The 17,527-nt window shown below is 66.8% G+C and carries 8 protein-coding genes and 3 rRNA genes; 5 read left to right on the top strand and 6 right to left on the bottom strand.

Annotated elements, in window-relative coordinates:
• Positions 1 to 222: 222 nt before the first annotated feature.
• The 5 genes from DFJ64_RS10330 to DFJ64_RS10310 are packed head-to-tail and all read left to right on the top strand — an operon-like array spanning position 223 to position 7,511.
• A complete protein-coding gene (locus tag DFJ64_RS10330; protein WP_115850271.1) occupies positions 223 to 2,025 on the top strand; it encodes a glycosyltransferase family A protein in 1,803 nt (600 codons plus the stop codon).
• On the top strand, positions 2,022 to 3,854 hold the full coding sequence (locus tag DFJ64_RS10325) for a glycosyltransferase family 4 protein (RefSeq protein WP_115850270.1): 1,833 nt from the start codon (positions 2,022 to 2,024) through the stop codon (positions 3,852 to 3,854). Before DFJ64_RS10330 ends, DFJ64_RS10325 begins: the two co-directional genes overlap by 4 nt.
• The gene (locus tag DFJ64_RS10320) at positions 3,848 to 5,029 is read left to right on the top strand and encodes a glycosyltransferase (RefSeq protein ID WP_115850269.1); all 1,182 of its coding nucleotides are present in this window, start codon (positions 3,848 to 3,850) and stop codon (positions 5,027 to 5,029) included. The genes DFJ64_RS10325 and DFJ64_RS10320 overlap by 7 nt, the downstream gene beginning before the upstream one ends.
• Positions 5,026 to 6,114: a non-hydrolyzing UDP-N-acetylglucosamine 2-epimerase gene (gene wecB, locus DFJ64_RS10315; protein ID WP_211310560.1), complete on the top strand. Its 1,089-nt coding sequence runs from the start codon at positions 5,026 to 5,028 to the stop codon at positions 6,112 to 6,114. The genes DFJ64_RS10320 and wecB overlap by 4 nt, the downstream gene beginning before the upstream one ends.
• Positions 6,111 to 7,511: a glycosyltransferase gene (locus tag DFJ64_RS10310; protein WP_115850267.1), complete on the top strand. Its 1,401-nt coding sequence runs from the start codon at positions 6,111 to 6,113 to the stop codon at positions 7,509 to 7,511. The genes wecB and DFJ64_RS10310 overlap by 4 nt, the downstream gene beginning before the upstream one ends.
• A 369-nt stretch (positions 7,512 to 7,880) precedes the next feature.
• Here DFJ64_RS10310 and rrf read toward each other — a convergent pair.
• The 6 genes from rrf to dnaK form a co-directional block, all read right to left on the bottom strand.
• Positions 7,881 to 7,997, bottom strand: a 5S ribosomal RNA gene (gene rrf / locus DFJ64_RS10305).
• Between the two features lie 168 nt (positions 7,998 to 8,165).
• Positions 8,166 to 11,311 (bottom strand): 23S ribosomal RNA (locus tag DFJ64_RS10300).
• Positions 11,312 to 11,678: 367 nt separating this feature from the next.
• Positions 11,679 to 13,203 (bottom strand): 16S ribosomal RNA (locus tag DFJ64_RS10295).
• The 16S, 23S and 5S rRNA genes sit together here, the layout of an rRNA operon.
• Positions 13,204 to 13,862: 659 nt before the next feature.
• Positions 13,863 to 14,612, bottom strand: a complete 750-nt coding sequence (locus DFJ64_RS10290; protein ID WP_115850266.1) for an SDR family NAD(P)-dependent oxidoreductase — start codon at positions 14,610 to 14,612, stop codon at positions 13,863 to 13,865.
• Positions 14,613 to 14,658: 46 nt separating this feature from the next.
• Entirely contained in the window at positions 14,659 to 15,486 is an 828-nt protein-coding gene (locus tag DFJ64_RS10285) for a helix-turn-helix transcriptional regulator (protein ID WP_115851975.1), read from the bottom strand.
• Positions 15,487 to 15,641: 155 nt separating this feature from the next.
• Entirely contained in the window at positions 15,642 to 17,510 is a 1,869-nt protein-coding gene (gene dnaK / locus DFJ64_RS10280) for a molecular chaperone DnaK (RefSeq protein WP_115850265.1), read from the bottom strand.
• Positions 17,511 to 17,527 lie beyond the last annotated feature (17 nt).

The raw sequence follows: 17,527 nt of genomic DNA, 5'->3' as shown, positions 1-17,527 counted from the left end.
AGCATAGGGACGAATGCGTCCGATGCTGAACACCCACCACGGACCGCACCCGAGCCGTCCGTCATCGCGTCGCTCCGTTACGTTCCCGTCTCGAACGCGTCTGACCCGGGTCAGGATGGTCCTACCGTCCAGGCGTCGCGGCCACGGTCCGGCATCGCGGGACAGAGGTGTGACCGGTGAGCTGGGTGCGAGCGCGCGGAGAGTGAGACGGGAGGTCGTCGGGTGAGGAGGCTCCGGACGGCGAGACTCCGACACGAGGCACACGAGCTCGCCCGTCGCCTGACCGGGGGCGTCACCGTCCGGATGACGCGCTGGGACACCGTCGAGGTCTCGCCGACCCACGGTCTCCGCCCGCGCCGCTACCGGCTGGACGACCCCCAGGCACGCCGGCCGGTCCACGCGGAGGTCCTCCGGCTCGATCTTCCCGACGCCGCCTGTCTGGAACGTCTCGCCGGGTCGTGCCTGCTGCACGGGCACGTCCGGGAGGTCTCGCTGCGCATCGCGACCATGCCGACCTGGCTGCGCGGCGGACTCCGACCGCGTGGTTTGGCGCGCGACACGACCGCGGTCAGCTGGCGAGCGGTGGGCTCCCGCCTCGAGGTTCGCCTGCGGTGGAAGAGCCGGCGCAGTGTCGGCGACGCGCTCGACGAGCTCTGTACGACCGTCCTGCGGCCTCGACGGTGGGAGCAGACCGGTGGGGTCGTCCCCACCGTCGACCGCACCGCCTGGGTGCGGGGATCCTCGACCTGGCCTCACGGCGTCCTCGGCGATCCACCGCTGGACACCAGCGGCCCCTTCCCACCGCTCACGACTCGGACCGTGGAGTTTCGCTGGCCGCTCGTGACCGCGCTGGCCAACCCGCACGGACGGCGGCTGGTCGGGACGGCGCGGCGCTACTCGCTGCGCCCTGACGGCGACGGGGTGGTGCTGTGGACCGAGGCCGGTGACCGGGTGCTGTCCTTCCACCCGCGCGGCTCGGTCGAGCAGACGCTGGTCTCGCCGCGGTGGGACAAGTACGCGGTGGTCTCCCTCGCGGACGACCTTCCGGACACGCCGTTCGTCGACCACGTGCTGGCCGGCCTCGCCGCCTGCGGGGTCGTCATGACCTCCCCGAGCGCGGCCGTCCGCGACCGGCTGGCCCACCGTGGCCACGTCGTGGTCGACGACCCGTCCACGGTCGATGGTCCGTCCGGCTACCAGGTGAGCGTGGCGGCGGCCCGGAACGCTGCGATCCGCCACGACCCCGCGCTCCGCCACACACCATTGGCCCGACTCGCCGCCGTCGGCGGCACCGGCTCGAACGGAACCGGGTCGAACGGAGAGGCGACGCCGCTGAGCCTGCCGACCGTCTCCGTCCTCATCGCCAGCAAGCGACCCACCGACGTGATGACCTGCGTCCGGGACCTCGCCGCTCAGACCTACCCGACCTTCGAGGTCCTCCTCGGGACCCACGGCTACACGCTCGACGAGGCCACCGTCGCCGACCTCCGGGCGCACCTTCCGGTCCCCCTGCGGGTGGTCGACGTCCCCGCCGACCGCACGCTCGGGGAGGTCCTCGGCACCCTGTCCCGGCGCGCTGACGGGGAGCTGCTCGCCAAAGTCGACGACGACGACCGGTACGGCCCCGACCACCTCACGGACCTGGTCGTCGCCACCCGCACCTCGGGCGCGGACCTCGTCGCGAAGGCAGCCCGCTTCGTCCACCTCGTCGGCGAGGGCACCACCGTCGACCGGACGTGGGCCGCCGTGGAGGCCTACGACGTCACCCCGGCGGGCGGAACGATGCTTCTGTCGCGCGGCGTCCTCCAGGCGGCCGGCGGATGGAGCACCTCACCCCGGCACGTCGACGCCGACCTGCTCGCCCGCGTCCGCTCGATCGGCGGGACCATCTATCGCACGCACGGCCTCGGATACGTCTACGTCCGACACGGCGGCGAGCACACCTGGCAGGCTGACCACGCACAGCTCCTCGACGACGGCGACGTGCGCTACGACGGACTCCCGGAGGCGATCCTCACGCCATGAGCCTTGCGGACCAGTGGACCAAGAAGCTGACCGACACCGTGGTCGCCGTCGCCCGCCAGCGCCTCTCGCCCCAGGCGAAGCGACGGATCCGGCGAGTCCAACAGCTGGTCCTCGGCCAGCACACCGCTCGGATCACGCGCGCTGGGCTGGCCGCGGCACGGGCCTGCCTGGGCTCGGGTGACTACGAGCGCGCGGCGGAGCACGTCGCCGCCGTCTTGCGACGTAACCCCGACGACCCCCGCGCCCTCGATGTGGCGTCGCGGGTCGCGATCAAGCGGGGCTGCTACACCGAGGCCACCGTGCATGCCCTCCATCGGGTCGAACGCACCCAAGACCCGGTGCACTGGAGCTCGGCTCGCAAACTCACCGGCCGGATCCGGGAGACCGATGCCCGGTGGCGGCCCGTCCTCGCGACGGCGCCTCCCCCGCCCGCCCCTCTCGGCAGGCGCGTCCTCTACCTGGCCAAGGAGTCCCGCCCCTTCCTCCACAACGGCTTCTGCACGAGGTCGCACGAGTCGCTGCAGGCGCTCACCCGAGCCGGCTGGGACGTCTTCGGCGTGACCATGCCCGGGTTCCCCGGCGTCCTGGGCGTCGAGCAGGCGCCCGAGCGCAGCGTCGTCGAGGAGGTCACCTACCACCACCTGCTGCCGAACGCCGGCAAGCAGCTGCTCACGCTCGCGCACGACGAGTACGTCGAGCTGACCACCCGCATGCTCGCCGCCGTCGTGGCACGGGAACGCCCGGCACTCCTCCACGTCGCCTCGGGACACCGTGGCTTCGAGTCGGCACTCGCCGGCCAGGCGGTCGCCCGGTGGGCAGGCATTCCCTGGCTGTACGAGGTGCGCAGCTTCTTCGAGGCCACCTGGACCGACGACCCCCGCTACGCCGAGCGGGGCGAGTACTACGAGCGTCGGTTCGCGACCGAGACCCGCATGATGGAGGCGGCGGATCTCGTGATCACGCTGTCCGGACCCATGCGGGACGAGATCGTCGGGCGTCACGGAATCCCCGCTGACAAGGTGCGGGTGGTGCCCAACGCCGTGGACCTCACACGGTTCGTCCCGCGTGAGCGAGACGTCACGCGGCGCCGCGAGCTCGGCCTCGCGGACACCTTCACCCTCGGGTACGTGAGCAACCTGTCCCATCCGCGCGAAGGGCAGGAGGTCCTCATCGAGGCCGTGGCGAAGCTCCGCGCGCGGGGACGGGCTGTCACCGGGCTGCTCGTGGGGGACGGCCACCGCCGAGCTGAGCTGGAGCGCCTGGCCCAGAAGCTCGGTGTGGCCCGCTTCGTGCGCTTCACCGGCAATGTGCCGTTCGAGACCGTCGCGGAGTACTACGCGCAGATCGACCTGTTCGTCGTGCCCCGGGTCGATGACCGTGCCGCCCGGATGGTCTCACCGATGAAGCCGTTCGAGGCGATGGCGATGCGGGTGCCGCTCCTCGTGGCCGATCTCCCGGCGCTGGTCGAGATCATCGGCACCGACCAGCGCGGGCACTCCTTCCGGGCCGGCGACCCCGAGGCGCTCGCCGCGGCGGCCGAGCGGCTGATGGACGCCGAGGCCGAGCGGCACCGGTTGGTCGACGAGGCGGCCCGCTGGGTCGCCGCGGAGCGGTCCTGGTCCGCGGTGGCGCGGGCGTTCGGCGCCGCCTACGACGACCTGCTGGCCCGAGGTGGCAAGGCGGCGGCCGAGCGGCTCGCCGGGGGCGTGGACGGACTCGAGTCCTTGCCATCCATCGCATCGTCGACGCCGCCCGCCGTCGACGCCGAGGGCACCCCGGCACCACCCTCCGCGGACGACGGCCAGGCGACGGAAGGGGCACCATGCTGATCACCCGACGGTTGGGCTACGAGCCCTCGCTGGCGCTCGACGACGCGCTCCGCGCCCTCTCGGCCATGGACTGGTCGCGGGCCGGTGCCGGCCTGCTCGCGTACTACCCCGTGGTGCGGGGCAACCCCTTCCAGGCGATGCTGTACTCCCAGCTCGGCGACGCCGGGCTGACACCGGTGCCGACGTACGACCCCGACACCACCCTCCGTCTCGCCCGCGCGGTCGCTGGGAGCGGCCTCCACCTCGTGGTCCACGTCCACTGGCTCAATGTCGTCATGGCCAAGGCCGCCGACGAGGCCGATGCCCGCGACCGACTCAAGCGGTACCTCGACCAGCTGAGCCAGCTCAAGGAGCAGGGCGCCCGCATCCTGTGGACGGTCCACAACGTCCTCCCCCACGAGACCCGCTTCGAGCGGTTGGAGGCGGAGCTCCGACAGGGTGTGGTGAACCTCGCCGAGCGTGTCCACGTCATGAGCCCGCGGACCCGCGAGCTCGTCTCCCCGTGGTTCGACATTCCCGAGGAGAAACTGCTCGCCGTTCCCCACCCGGCCTACCACGACGTCTATCCCTCGTGGATGACCAAACAGCAGGCCCGGCTCGAACTGGGCATGCCGCCCGACGTCACCGCGTTCGCGCTCGTCGGACGCGTCCAGCCCTACAAGGGGCTGACCGAGCTCCTCGACGCGTTCGACCGTCTGTGCGAGCGCGAGCCCGGTCGCTACGCGCTGATCGTGGCCGGACCCACCAACCAGGAGGAGGAGACTCGCGCCTTCCGCGAGCGGGTGCTCACCCATCCGGCCGTGTACGCCGCGCTGCGTAAGATTCCCGACGACGAGATGCAGGTCTACCTTCGTGCCGCCGACGTCGCGGTCTTCCCGTACCGTCGGTCGCTTAACTCCGGCGCCCTGGCGTTGGCGTTAACGTTCGGGCTTCCGGTCGTCCTCCGCGAGGACTCGGGTGAGGCGGCGCGAGTCAGCCCGTCCTACGCCCTGCGATACGACGGCGACGACCCAGACGGCCTGCTCACCGCGTTGGCGCAAGCGAGGAGCCTGGTGACCCCACGCGCTCGTGCCGCCGCCCTCGGAGCGGCCGCACGCATCTCCCCGTCGCGGGTGTCGCGCGCCTTCGCGGCCGCCGTCCGCGCATGGCTCGACAGTGGAGGTTCACACCCGTGACCGTCGTCCACATCACAGGGGCGCGTCCCAACTTCCCCAAAGCGGCGCCCGTCCTCTCCGCGCTGACGTCCCTGGGCGTCCGACAGCAGTTGGTCCATACCGGACAGCACTACGACGACAAACTGTCCGACATCTTCTTCCGGGAGCTGGAGCTGCCGCGTCCCGACGTCAACCTCGGTGTGGGATCGGGGTCCCACGCCACCCAGACGGCCGCGGTGATGACCGCGCTGGAGGAGCGGTTCCTCGCCGAGCGCCCGTCCCTCGTCGTGGTCTACGGCGACGTCAACTCCACCCTGGCGGCCGCGCTGGTCTGCGCCAAGATCGGCGTACCGGTGGCCCACGTCGAGGCGGGGCTGCGCAGCTTCGACCTCACCATGCCCGAGGAGATCAACCGCAAGGTCACCGACGCGCTGTCCGACCTCGCGTTCGCGACCAGCCCGGACGCCATCGCGCACCTGTCCCGGGAGGGCGTGCCGGCGGACCGGATCCACTTCGTCGGCAACCCGATGATCGACACGTTGCTCGCCCACCTTGACCGATTCGACCCGGAGCCGGCGCGGCAGGCGCACGGGCTGTCCGGACCGTACGCGGTGGCGACCTTGCACCGGCCGGGCAACGTCGATGACAAGGCGCACGCGGTCACCCTCATCCAGGCCATCCACAAGTGCGCCGACCTGCTGCCCATCCTCGTCCCCCTGCACCCGCGTGGGCGGGCTCGGTTGCTCGAGCTGGGATTCGCCGACCACCCGAACATCCGCGTCGTCGACCCACTCGGCTACGTCGAGTTCATGTCACTCGTGCGCGGCGCGGCCGCCGTCCTCACCGACTCCGGTGGTGTGCAGGAGGAGACCACCGTGCTCGGTGTCCCCTGCCTCACCCTACGGCCGTCGACCGAACGGCCCATCACGATCACGCACGGCACGAACCGGCTGGTGCGCGCGGACACGCTCCCCGACGAGCTGCAGGCCGTCCTCGAACGCGGGCCGTTGACCGAGTGGCCGGTGCCACCGCTGTGGGACGGCAAGGCCGGACCGCGCATCGCGCGGGTCATCGTCGACTGGCTCAACGCCCGCCGCGCCCGGTGAGCGAGCTCCCACGCGTCGTCCTCGCCACCAGCAATGGGACGGGGATGGGACACCTGGCTCGGCAGGCGGCGGTCGCGCATCTGCTCGCCGGCCGTGCCGAGCCGATCGTCTTCTCGCTGTCCCAGGCCGTCCATGTCGTGCAGCGCCATGGGTTGCGGGCGGAGTACTGTCCGAGCCACCACCGCAACTGGATGCCCCACCTGATGTGGCACAGCTACCTCAGCGCCCGGTTGTCGCTGCTGCTGCGGGAGACCCGGGCGCGGGTGCTGGCCTTCGACGGCGTCGCGCCGTACCTGGGCTTGTTGCGGGCCCGTGCCGCTCACCCCGACGTTGCCTTCGTCTGGATACGCCGCGGCATGTGGCGGCCGGGAGTGAACCGGCGCGCCCTCAACGCTCGGCCATTCTTCGACCTCGTGGTCGAGCCAGGAGACGTGGCCGGCGCCGCCGACCTAGGTGCGACAGCGCGCTTGACCGACGCGACCCGGGTCTCGCCGGTCAGCATGCTCGAGGCTCAACCGCCGCTGTCCCGCGCCGAGGCGGCCGCCGCTCTCGGGCTGGATCCGGATCGACCGACCGCACTCGTCACCCTCGGCGCGGGCTCGATCAATGACACGGTGACCCCGGCGATGGCGGCGATCACAGCGTTTCTCGACACCGACGACTGGCAGGTCGCCGTCACCCGCGCACCGCTCGCCCGGGCTGGCCTTCCCTCCCACCTGGCGGATCGCGTACACGAGCTCGCGAACGTCTACCCTCTCGCGCGCTACCTCGCCACCTTCGATGCCGCGGTGAGCGCGGCTGGCTACAACGCCGTTCACGAGCTGCTTCTCGCCGGGGTTCCAACGATCCTCGTTCCGAACACCGCCACCGCCACCGACGACCAGCGCACGCGCGCCCGCAGCCTCGCTGACGCGGGCCTCGCGCTCTACGCTGACGAGACTCAGCCGGCCTCGGTGGCCGACGCTGTTCGGGAGTTGCTGGACCCCACGACCCGCGGCGCCCTCGCCGAGGCGTGTCGGACGCTGCCCTTCCCGACGGGGGCGTCCGAGACCGCCGAGCTGCTCGCGCGTCTCGCGGACGGCTTCACCGGCCACCGTCCCACGTCGCGCGAACGTCTGCGCTCCCTCGACCTCACCGCTCGCGCCACAGCCATGCGGATCCTCGGCCCCAGGGGCACTGCTGCGGTCCGCCGCGCGTTGGGCCGTCTCCCCGCTCCTGGCCCCAGCCGACCGCTCCGAGTCGCGCCCGTCATCACCGACCAGCTCGAACCTCGGGTGCTGAACGGCGACCGTCCCGTCGAGCACCTCCTGCCCGGCTCGTCGTCGCTGTACCGCACGCGCCGGCTCGCCCTCGCCTACGAGGTCTACGACTGGCGCCCAGCGCAACCCACGCCGTGAGCAGGCGAAGACACGTCCGTCCCGACGTGTCGGCTCTCGGCTTTCCTGCCGAAGATGAGGTGAGGACTGTCCGGGTACGGGTGGCGATAGCCCTCGGGCCGTGGCCCCAGGTGCTCCATGTGCGGGAAACCGAGGTAGACCAGGGTCGAAGCCCACCGAGGATGCTCGCGAGCTCGGGATGCCGGTCGTGGCGTGTCATGCGTCCTCCCAGGATCGACAACCGGGGACGCCAGGACAGGGCGGAACGGCTCGACCTTGCCCGCCGCTCTTTCCGGGCGAGCAGGCAGGGAAAGGGAAAAGGCAAACGAAAAAAGCGTGGGGCGACACCGTTCCTCACGGTTTCACCCCACGCCTCCACGTGTTGTGGTTGTCCGGCAGTGTCCTACTCTCCCACAGGGCCTCCCCTGCAGTACCATCGGCGCTGGAGGGCTTAACTTCCGGGTTCGGAATGGGACCGGGTGTTTCCCCTCCGCTATGACCACCGAGACAACCCACACCCTTCAAAAACCTAGGAAATGCTCACGGTCCCGGGTGGGCTCGTTGTTCTGTTGTCACAACCCGAGCCGCCCACCCCTAACCCTGGGGGGGGTGTGTGCGGGGGTGGTGGCTTGTGTTTCCAGAACCGCACAGTGGAATACGAGCATACGTGTGTTAGAGGACAAGCCCTCGGCCTATTAGTACCAGTCAGCTTCACGAGTCGCTAGTCCTCGCTTCCACTTCTGGCCTATCAACCCAGTAGTCTGCTGGGGGCCTTACCCGGTTGACCCGGTGGGAGACCTCATCTTGAAGCGTGCTTCCCGCTTAGATGCCTTCAGCGGTTATCACTTCCGAACGTGGCTAACCAGCCGTGCCCCTGGCGGGACAACTGGCACACCAGAGGTTCGTCCGTCCCGGTCCTCTCGTACTAGGGACAGCCCTTCTCAAGTCTCCTACGCGCGCAGCGGATAGGGACCGAACTGTCTCACGACGTTCTAAACCCAGCTCGCGTACCGCTTTAATGGGCGAACAGCCCAACCCTTGGGACCTGCTCCGGCCCCAGGATGCGACGAGCCGACATCGAGGTGCCAAACCATGCCGTCGATATGGACTCTTGGGCAAGATCAGCCTGTTATCCCCGGGGTACCTTTTATCCGTTGAGTCACGGCGCTTCCACATGCCACCGCGAGATCACTAGTCCCGACTTTCGTCCCTGCTCGACCCGCCGGTCTCACAGTCAAGCTCCCTTGTGCACTTACACTCAACACCTGATTGCCAACCAGGCTGAGGGAACCTTTGGGCGCCTCCGTTACCTTTTAGGAGGCAACCGCCCCAGTTAAACTACCCGCCAGGCACTGTCCCTGATCCGGATAACGGACCGAGGTTAGACAGCCAGTACGACCAGAGTGGTATTTCAACGGCGACTCCACCTGAACTGGCGTCCAGGCTTCACAGTCTCCCACCTATCCTACACAAGCCGAACCGACCGCCAATACCAAGCTGTAGTAAAGGTCCCGGGGTCTTTCCGTCCTGCTGCGCGTAACGAGCATCTTTACTCGTAGTGCAATTTCGCCGGGTCCGTGGTTGAGACAGCGCCCAAGTCGTTACGCCATTCGTGCAGGTCGGAACTTACCCGACAAGGAATTTCGCTACCTTAGGATGGTTATAGTTACCACCGCCGTTTACTGGCGCTTAAGTTCAGAGCTTCGCCAACCCCGAAGGGTCAGCTAACTCGTCCCCTTAACGTTCCAGCACCGGGCAGGCGTCAGTCCGTATACATCGTCTTGCGACTTCGCACGGACCTGTGTTTTTAGTAAACAGTCGCTTGGGCCTGGTCTCTGCGACCTTCACCGCTCAGGAAGCAAGTTCCGTCACGGATCCGGCCCCCCTTCTCCCGAAGTTACGGGGGCAATTTGCCGAGTTCCTTAACCACGGTTCGCCCGATCGCCTTGGTATTCTCTACCTGACCACCTGTGTCGGTTTCGGGTACGGGCGGCCTTGCCACTCGCTAGAGGTTTTTCTCGGCAGCATGGGATCACTCACTTCGCCTCAATCGGCTCGGCATCAGGTCTCAGGCTTGTATGAGGCGCGGATTTGCCTACGCCTCGCCCTACACCCTTGCCCGCGGTTCAGCCCGAAAGGGCCTACCATCGCCGCGTAGAGCTACCCTTCTGCGTCACCCCATCGCTTGCCTACTACCGGATCGGGTCACGCGCGGACACCCACCACCAGTCCCGAAGGACCAGCGCGGGGCCGGGCGCTTAGCATCACCGGATTCGACATGGGCGCGGCAAGACCGGTACGGGAATATCAACCCGTTGTCCATCGACTACGCCTGTCGGCCTCGCCTTAGGTCCCGACTTACCCAGGGCGGATTAGCCTGGCCCTGGAACCCTTGGTCATCCGGCGGAGGGGTTTCTCACCCCTCTTTCGCTACTCATGCCTGCATTCTCACTCGTGTGGCATCCACGGCTGGGTCACCCCGCCGCTTCACACGCCACACGACGCTCCCCTACCCATCCGCACACCCAACCCCGAAGGGCCAGGTTCACGTGCGAATGCCACAGCTTCGGCGGTCCGCTTGAGCCCCGCTACATTGTCGGCGCAGAATCACTCGACCAGTGAGCTATTACGCACTCTTTAAAGGATGGCTGCTTCTAAGCCAACCTCCTGGCTGTCTAAGCAACTCCACATCCTTTTCCACTTAGCGGACGCTTAGGGGCCTTAGCTGGTGGTCCGGGCTGTTTCCCTCTCGACTACGAAGCTTATCCCCCGTAGTCTCACTGCCACGCTCTCACCTACCGGCATTCGGAGTTTGGCTGACTTCGGTAAGCTTGTGGGCCCCCTAGGCCATCCAGTGCTCTACCTCCGGCAGGAAACACGTGACGCTGCACCAAAATGCATTTCGGGGAGAACCAGCTATCACGGAGTTTGATTGGCCTTTCACCCCTACCCACAGGTCATCCCCCGGCTTTTCAACGCCGGTGGGTTCGGGCCTCCACGCGGTCTTACCCGCGCTTCACCCTGCCCATGGGTAGATCACCCCGCTTCGGGTCTAGGACATGCGACTCAACGCCCTCTTCAGACTCGCTTTCGCTACGGCTCCCCCTCACGGGTTAACCTCGCCACATGCCGCTAACTCGCAGGCTCATTCTTCAAAAGGCACGCCGTCACAGCCAACCCCCACAAGGAGAGCCAGCCGCTCCGACGGTTTGTAGGCACCCGGTTTCAGGAACTATTTCACTCCCCTCCCGGGGTACTTTTCACCTTTCCCTCACGGTACTGGTTCACTATCGGTCACCAGAGAGTATTTAGGCTTAGCGGGTGGTCCCGCCAGATTCACACGGGATTTCCGGGGTCCCGTGCTACTTGGGGACACGTCCGGGAGCCGCTGCCTTACGTCTACGGGGGTGTCACCCTCTCCGCCAGGCCTTTCCAGACCTTTCGACTTCAGCAACGGTTTCTCACTCCCTGCCGGGTTGGCAGCCCCAGCTGGACGGCCCCACAACCCCGCACAGGCAACGCCTGCCAGCTTTACCACCTGCACGGTTTAGCCTCTTCCGCTTTCGCTCACCACTACTCACGGAATCACGGTTGTTTTCTCTTCCTGCGGGTACTGAGATGTTTCACTTCCCCGCGTTCCCTCCGAACGCCCTATGTGTTCAGGCGCCGGTGACTGGGCATGACCCCAGCCGGGTTTCCCCATTCGGACATCCCCGGATCAACGCTCGGTTGCCAGCTCCCCGGGGCTTATCGCAGGCTCCCACGTCCTTCATCGGCTTCTGGTGCCAAGGCATCCACCGAGTGCCCTTACTAACTTGTCCTCGGCGATCACGATGCTCGCATCCACTGTGCAGTTCTCAAAACACAAGCGGAAACCACCCCACCCGCCACCACACAACCACCACCAACAGCGGCAATGGTCGCGCGGCAACCAGAGCGGCCCGCAGAACCAAACCCCACACGTGGGCTTGATCCCTCAGGACCCAACAGCGTGCCACGACACCCAACCAGCCCAGCGCCACCCGTTCCACACCCCACACACAGCAGGGCAGTACTAGGACATGACACCAAACCAGCCGAGCGCCTTCAGCCGACGTTCCACACCATCGAGCACCACCCCACCCACAACCAGGCAGGGCGAGCCCCAACCCCCACACCAAACACAGGGGCGGGACAACTGCTCCTTAGAAAGGAGGTGATCCAGCCGCACCTTCCGGTACGGCTACCTTGTTACGACTTAGTCCTAATCGCCAGCCCCACCTTCGACGGCTCCCTCCCCAAAAAGGGGTTGGGTCACCGGCTTCGGGTGTTGCCGACTTTCATGACTTGACGGGCGGTGTGTACAAGGCCCGGGAACGTATTCACCGCGGCGTTGCTGATCCGCGATTACTAGCGACTCCGACTTCACGGGGTCGAGTTGCAGACCCCGATCCGAACTGAGGCCGGCTTTTTGGGATTCGCTCCACCTCACGGTTTAGCAGCCCATTGTACCGGCCATTGTAGCATGTTTGCAGCCCTGGGCATAAGGGGCATGATGACTTGACCTCATCCCCACCTTCCTCCGAGTTGACCCCGGCAGTCTCCTATGAGTACCCGGCATTACCCGCTGGCAACATAGGACGGGGGTTGCGCTCGTTGCGGGACTTAACCCAACATCTCACGACACGAGCTGACGACAGCCATGCACCACCTGTGCAGGGCCCCGAAGGACACCGTATCTCTACGGCTTTTCCCTGCATGTCAAGCCCAGGTAAGGTTCTTCGCGTTGCCTCGAATTAAGCAACATGCTCCGCCGCTTGTGCGGGCCCCCGTCAATTCCTTTGAGTTTTAGCCTTGCGGCCGTACTCCCCAGGCGGGGCGCTTAATGCGTTAGCTACGGCACGGAGGACGTGGAAAATCCCCCACACCTAGCGCCCAACGTTTACGGCGTGGACTACCAGGGTATCTAATCCTGTTCGCTCCCCACGCTTTCGCTCCTCAGCGTCAGGTAAGGCCCAGAGAGCCGCCTTCGCCACCGGTGTTCCTCCTGATATCTGCGCATTCCACCGCTACACCAGGAATTCCACTCTCCCCTGCCTACCTCTAGTGTGCCCGTATCGAAAGCAGGTCCGGAGTTAAGCTCCGGATTTTCACTTTCGACGTGACACACCGCCTACGAGCCCTTTACGCCCAATAATTCCGGACAACGCTCGCGCCCTACGTATTACCGCGGCTGCTGGCACGTAGTTGGCCGGCGCTTCTTCTGCGGGTACCGTCACTCTCGCTTCGTCCCCGCTGAAAGAGGTTTACAACCCGAAGGCCGTCATCCCTCACGCGGCGTTGCTGCGTCAGGCTTTCGCCCATTGCGCAAGATTCCCCACTGCTGCCTCCCGTAGGAGTCTGGGCCGTGTCTCAGTCCCAGTGTGGCCGGTCGCCCTCTCAGGCCGGCTACCCGTCACAGCCTTGGTAGGCCATTACCCCACCAACAAGCTGATAGGCCGCGAGCCCATCCCTAGCCGGTCAAAGACCTTTCCACCCCCACCCATGCGGGCAGAAGTCATATCCGGTATTAGACCCAGTTTCCCAGGCTTATCCCAGAGCTAGGGGCAGGTTACTCACGTGTTACTCACCCGTTCGCCGCTCGAGTACCCCCGAAGGGGCCTTTCCGCACGACTTGCATGTGTTAAGCACGCCGCCAGCGTTCGTCCTGAGCCAGGATCAAACTCTCCGTCCAAAAACCAACAGACCACCACCCACCACAAAGGCAGGCAGCAGCCCAAGACAGAAAGCCCTAACGATCCCAGCAGGCAAACAACCCCAACACAGGGTCATCCACCCAAAGGAACCACCACAACACCACAACCCCACACGAGGCCGCGGCGCTGCGAGGGCCAAAAACTACACATCGGCTAACAGGCACGCTGTTGAGTTCTCAAGAATCAAACCCACACCCCCAGGCAACCACCACACACAGCAGCCACCCAGAAGCAGGGCCAACCACCAACACTACCCACCCCACCCAACCACGTCAACCCGACGGGTCGGATTGATCGCGGGGTTTGTCGTGTCGGCTTCCTGTGGGAGACACAGTGTACCGACTCGAGCTGGTGGACTGGGTTCCCCGACGGATCGGCCGCCGCTCGGCGTCCCGCTCTCCGGCGAGGCGAGTAGAACCATACGGACCCGCTCTCCGTGAGTCAAATCGAGGCGAACCGGCTGTCGCGAATCGGGACGAAACAGGGCATCCGTGGCTCGTTCCGCCTCGCGGGCGACTGTCCACGGTCCTCGCCGGGGCCGCCGGCCACCCACGCCGGCCACCCACGCCGGCCACCCACGCCGGCCACCCACGCCGGCCGCCCACGCCGCAACGTCGAGCCGACACCGTCGAGCGTCTCACCCGCCTGGGACGACCGCGACCAGACCGCCGTCCACGATCAGGTCCTGCCCGTTGATGTAGGAGCCTTCCGGGCTGGCCAGGAACGCGATCGCCGCCGCGACCTCCTCCGGGCGACCGAATCGACCGGCTGGCACACGTCCTCGGTTGGCCGCGGCCTCGGCGGGGTCGAGCTCGGCCTCGGGATACATCGGTGTGTCGATGTATCCCGGGCTCACCGAGTTGATCCGGACGCCCCGCGGACCCAACTCCGCAGCGAGAGTCCGTGCCAAGTTGTGCACCGCCGCCTTGGTGGCGGAGTACAGACTGGCGGTGGCGTTCCCTCGGTGCAGGGTCCAGGAGGCGTTGACGACGATCCGAGCGCCCTCCGCCAGCAGTGGAAGCGCCCGCTGAATGGTGAAGAACACGCCGCGGAAGTTCACCGCCACCGTCCGCTCGAAGTCCGCCACGGTGATCTCGGCGAACGGCTTGAACGTCCCGGTCCCCGCGTTGGCGACGACGATGTCGAGCCGACCGTGTCGCTCCCGCACAGCCGTCGTCGCCGCGTCCACGCCGTCCGGATCGCCTACGTCCGCGGCCACGCCCACGCAGCGATCTCCGAGCTCGGCGACGGCGGCGTCCAGGCGCCGCCGGTCACGGCCGGTGATGACCACGTGAGCACCTTCAGCGACGAAGCGACGGGCGGTGGCCAATCCGATGCCACTGCTCCCGCCGGTGATCAGCGCAACCTGGTCGGTGAATCGGCTCATAACCGGATGCTGCCCGGCGCTCGTCACCGCGACCAGAGCGAGCTGATCATGGGTGTGGTACCACCACGCTGCCGGCCAGTCGTTCCAGCTTCTCCGCTGTCCCCGTGGACGGTCGTGGGTTGTGCAACACCAGCCGGTGACCCGGGTGGTTGGGCAACGGCAAGCTGGTGTACTCGAGAACCAGCAGGCCCTCCTCAGAATGTCGGATCGCCTTGATCCCCTGGGTCGCGGACCTCACCTCGTGGCGTCGCCACAGCTCGGCGAACTCCGCGCTGGCCCGGCACAGGTCGGCGGCCAGGCGTGCGAACTCCGGGTCGTCCGGATAGCGGGCCGCGTCGGCGCGGAACTGGGCGACGACCCCCGGAGCCGCCGCCTCCCAGTGCGCGAACGAGGAGCGGTAGGCGGGACTGGTGAAGAACGACACCAGACAGTTGTGGTCGTCGTCGGTGAGACCGAAGACCGTCCGCGCCGGCTCGTTCACCGCGACGATCCCCCAGTGCCGGTCGAGCACGTACGCCGGACGCGGCGACCAGGCGTCCAGCAACCGCCGCAGCTCGTCCCCGATCGGCGTCCCGTCCTCCGGCGCGGGGAGAGGCGGGTTACACCCCGCCAGGACGTACAGGTACGCGCGCTCGTCGTGGTTCAGCCGCAACGCTCGCGCCACCGCGTCCAGAACCTGCGGCGAGACGGTGATGTCGCGTCCCTGCTCCAGCCACGTGTACCAGGAGACGCCCACCCCGGCCAGGACGGCCACCTCCTCCCGGCGCAACCCCGGAGTGCGACGCCGACCGGCGCCCGGCAGGCCCACGTCCTCGGGACTCAGCCGAGCCCGCCGGCTCCGTAGGAAGTCGCGCAGCTCCGTTCGGCGGCCCATGCCGTCAGCGTAGGCGGCGCCGCGACCGGTGGCCGCCGCGCGCCGTCCGCGCAGGGGGAGAGGTGAGGGAGCGTCGACCTCGATCGAGCGGACCTGCGTGGAGGTCCGCCCGCACCGGCGGACCTCCACGGTCAGGCTCGACCAGGACGACTCGATCAGGACGACTTCTGGTCACGCTGGTCGTCCTCGACGACCTCGCCCTCCACGACGTCGCCGTCGACCGGGGTCTCCTGGCTCGTGGTCTCGGACGACCCCGACGACGCGGCGTTCTGCTGGGCGTTGGCGTAGATGGCTTGGCCGATCTTGGTGCGGGAGGCGGACAGCTTGTCGAAGGCGGCCTTGAGCGCGCTGGTGTCATCGCCTTCGAGCGCCTTCTTCACCTCGGCGATGTCCCGCTCCACCTCCGACTTCACATCCGCCGGCACCGTGTCCGGGTTATCGGCCAAGAACTTCTCCGTCTGGTAGACCAGCGTGTCGGCCTGGTTCCGCAGCTCCGCCGCCTCCCGACGCTTCCGGTCCTCCTCGGCGTACTGCTCCGCCTCCTTGATCATCCGCTCGATCTCCTCACGAGGCAGAGCCGACCCACCAGTCACCGTGATCTTTTGTTCGCGACCAGTCCCCAGGTCCTTCGCCGACACATGCACGATCCCGTTCGCGTCAATATCAAACGTCACCTCAATCTGAGGGACGCCGCGAGGGGCGGGCGGAATGCCGGTGAGCTCGAAGTTGCCCAGCAGCTTGTTGTCAGCCGCCATGGGGCGCTCGCCCTGGAAGACCTCGATGAGGACGGACGGTTGGTTGTCCGACGCGGTGGTGAAGATTTGCGAGCGCTTGGTGGGGATTGTGGTGTTCCGTTCGATGATCTTCGTGAACACCCCGCCGCGCGCCGCGGTCTGGCCGGTGGCGATGCCGAGGGAGAGGGGTGTGACGTCGAGCAGGAGGACGTCTTTGACCTCGCCTTTGAGCACACCCGACTGCAGCGAGGCACCGACCGCGACCACCTCGTCGGGGTTGACGCCCTTGTGCGGCTCCTTACCCCCGGTCAGCTCACGCACCAGGTCCGCCACCGCCGGCATCCGGGTCGAGCCACCCACCAAGATCACGTGGTCGATCTGCGACACACTGATCCCAGCATCCTTGATCACCTGCTCGAACGGGCCCCGGCACCGCTCCAACAGATCCGCCGTCATCCGCTGGAACTCCGCCCGCGTCAACTTCTCATCCAAGTGCAGCGGACCCGACTCACCCAACGTGATGTACGGCAGATTGATCTGCGTCTCCGACGCAGACGACAACTCGATCTTCGCCTTCTCCGCGGCCTCCACCAACCGCTGACGCGCGATCCGGTCCGCACCCAGATCAATCCCATGCTTGTTCTTGAACTGGGTGATCAACCAATCCACCACCCTGGCGTCCCAGTCATCCCCGCCAAGATGGTTGTCACCCGAGGTCGCCTTGACCTCGAACACACCCTCACCAATCTCCAGCAGCGACACGTCAAACGTGCCACCACCCAAGTCGAACACCAGAATCGTCTGGTCGTTCTCCTTGTCCAACCCATACGCCAACGCCGCAGCAGTCGGCTCATTGATGATCCGCTGAACATTCAGCCCAGCGATCTCACCAGCCTCCTTCGTCGCCTGCCGCTGCGCATCCGAGAAATACGCCGGAACCGTAATCACCGCATCCGTGACCGGCTCCCCCAAATACGCCTCCGCGTCCCGCTTCAACTTCTGCAGAACAAACGCGGAAATCTGCTGCGGCGAAAACGACTTCCCGTCGATCTCGATCTTCCAATCGGTCCCCATGTGGCGCTTCACCGAACGAATGGTCCGGTCCACATTGGTGACCGCCTGCCGCTTCGCGACCTCACCAACCAAAACCTCACCATTCTTCGCGAACGCCACCACCGAAGGAGTCGTCCGCGACCCCTCCGCATTCGCAATAACCGACGGCTCCCCACCCTCCAGAACCGCAACCACAGAGTTCGTCGTACCAAGATCAATACCGATCGCACGGGACATGCGCTGTCTTCTCCTGC

Origin of the sequence: Thermasporomyces composti (genome assembly GCF_003386795.1) — a bacterium.
Classification (GTDB): domain Bacteria; phylum Actinomycetota; class Actinomycetes; order Propionibacteriales; family Actinopolymorphaceae; genus Thermasporomyces; species Thermasporomyces composti.
The sequence above is the reverse complement of the archived record's forward strand: the minus strand, read 5'-3'. Positions and strand labels throughout refer to the sequence as shown.

Excerpts from the sequence above, each read along its gene's own strand:
- DFJ64_RS10325 (WP_115850270.1), top strand. The coding sequence starts at position 2,022 with ATGAGCCTTGCGGACCAGTGGACCAAGAAGCTGACCGACACCGTGGTC.
- dnaK (WP_115850265.1), bottom strand. The coding sequence starts at position 17,510 with ATGTCCCGTGCGATCGGTATTGATCTTGGTACGACGAACTCTGTGGTT.
- DFJ64_RS10290 (WP_115850266.1), bottom strand. The coding sequence starts at position 14,612 with ATGAGCCGATTCACCGACCAGGTTGCGCTGATCACCGGCGGGAGCAGT.
- DFJ64_RS10320 (WP_115850269.1), top strand. The coding sequence starts at position 3,848 with ATGCTGATCACCCGACGGTTGGGCTACGAGCCCTCGCTGGCGCTCGAC.
- DFJ64_RS10285 (WP_115851975.1), bottom strand. The coding sequence starts at position 15,486 with ATGGGCCGCCGAACGGAGCTGCGCGACTTCCTACGGAGCCGGCGGGCT.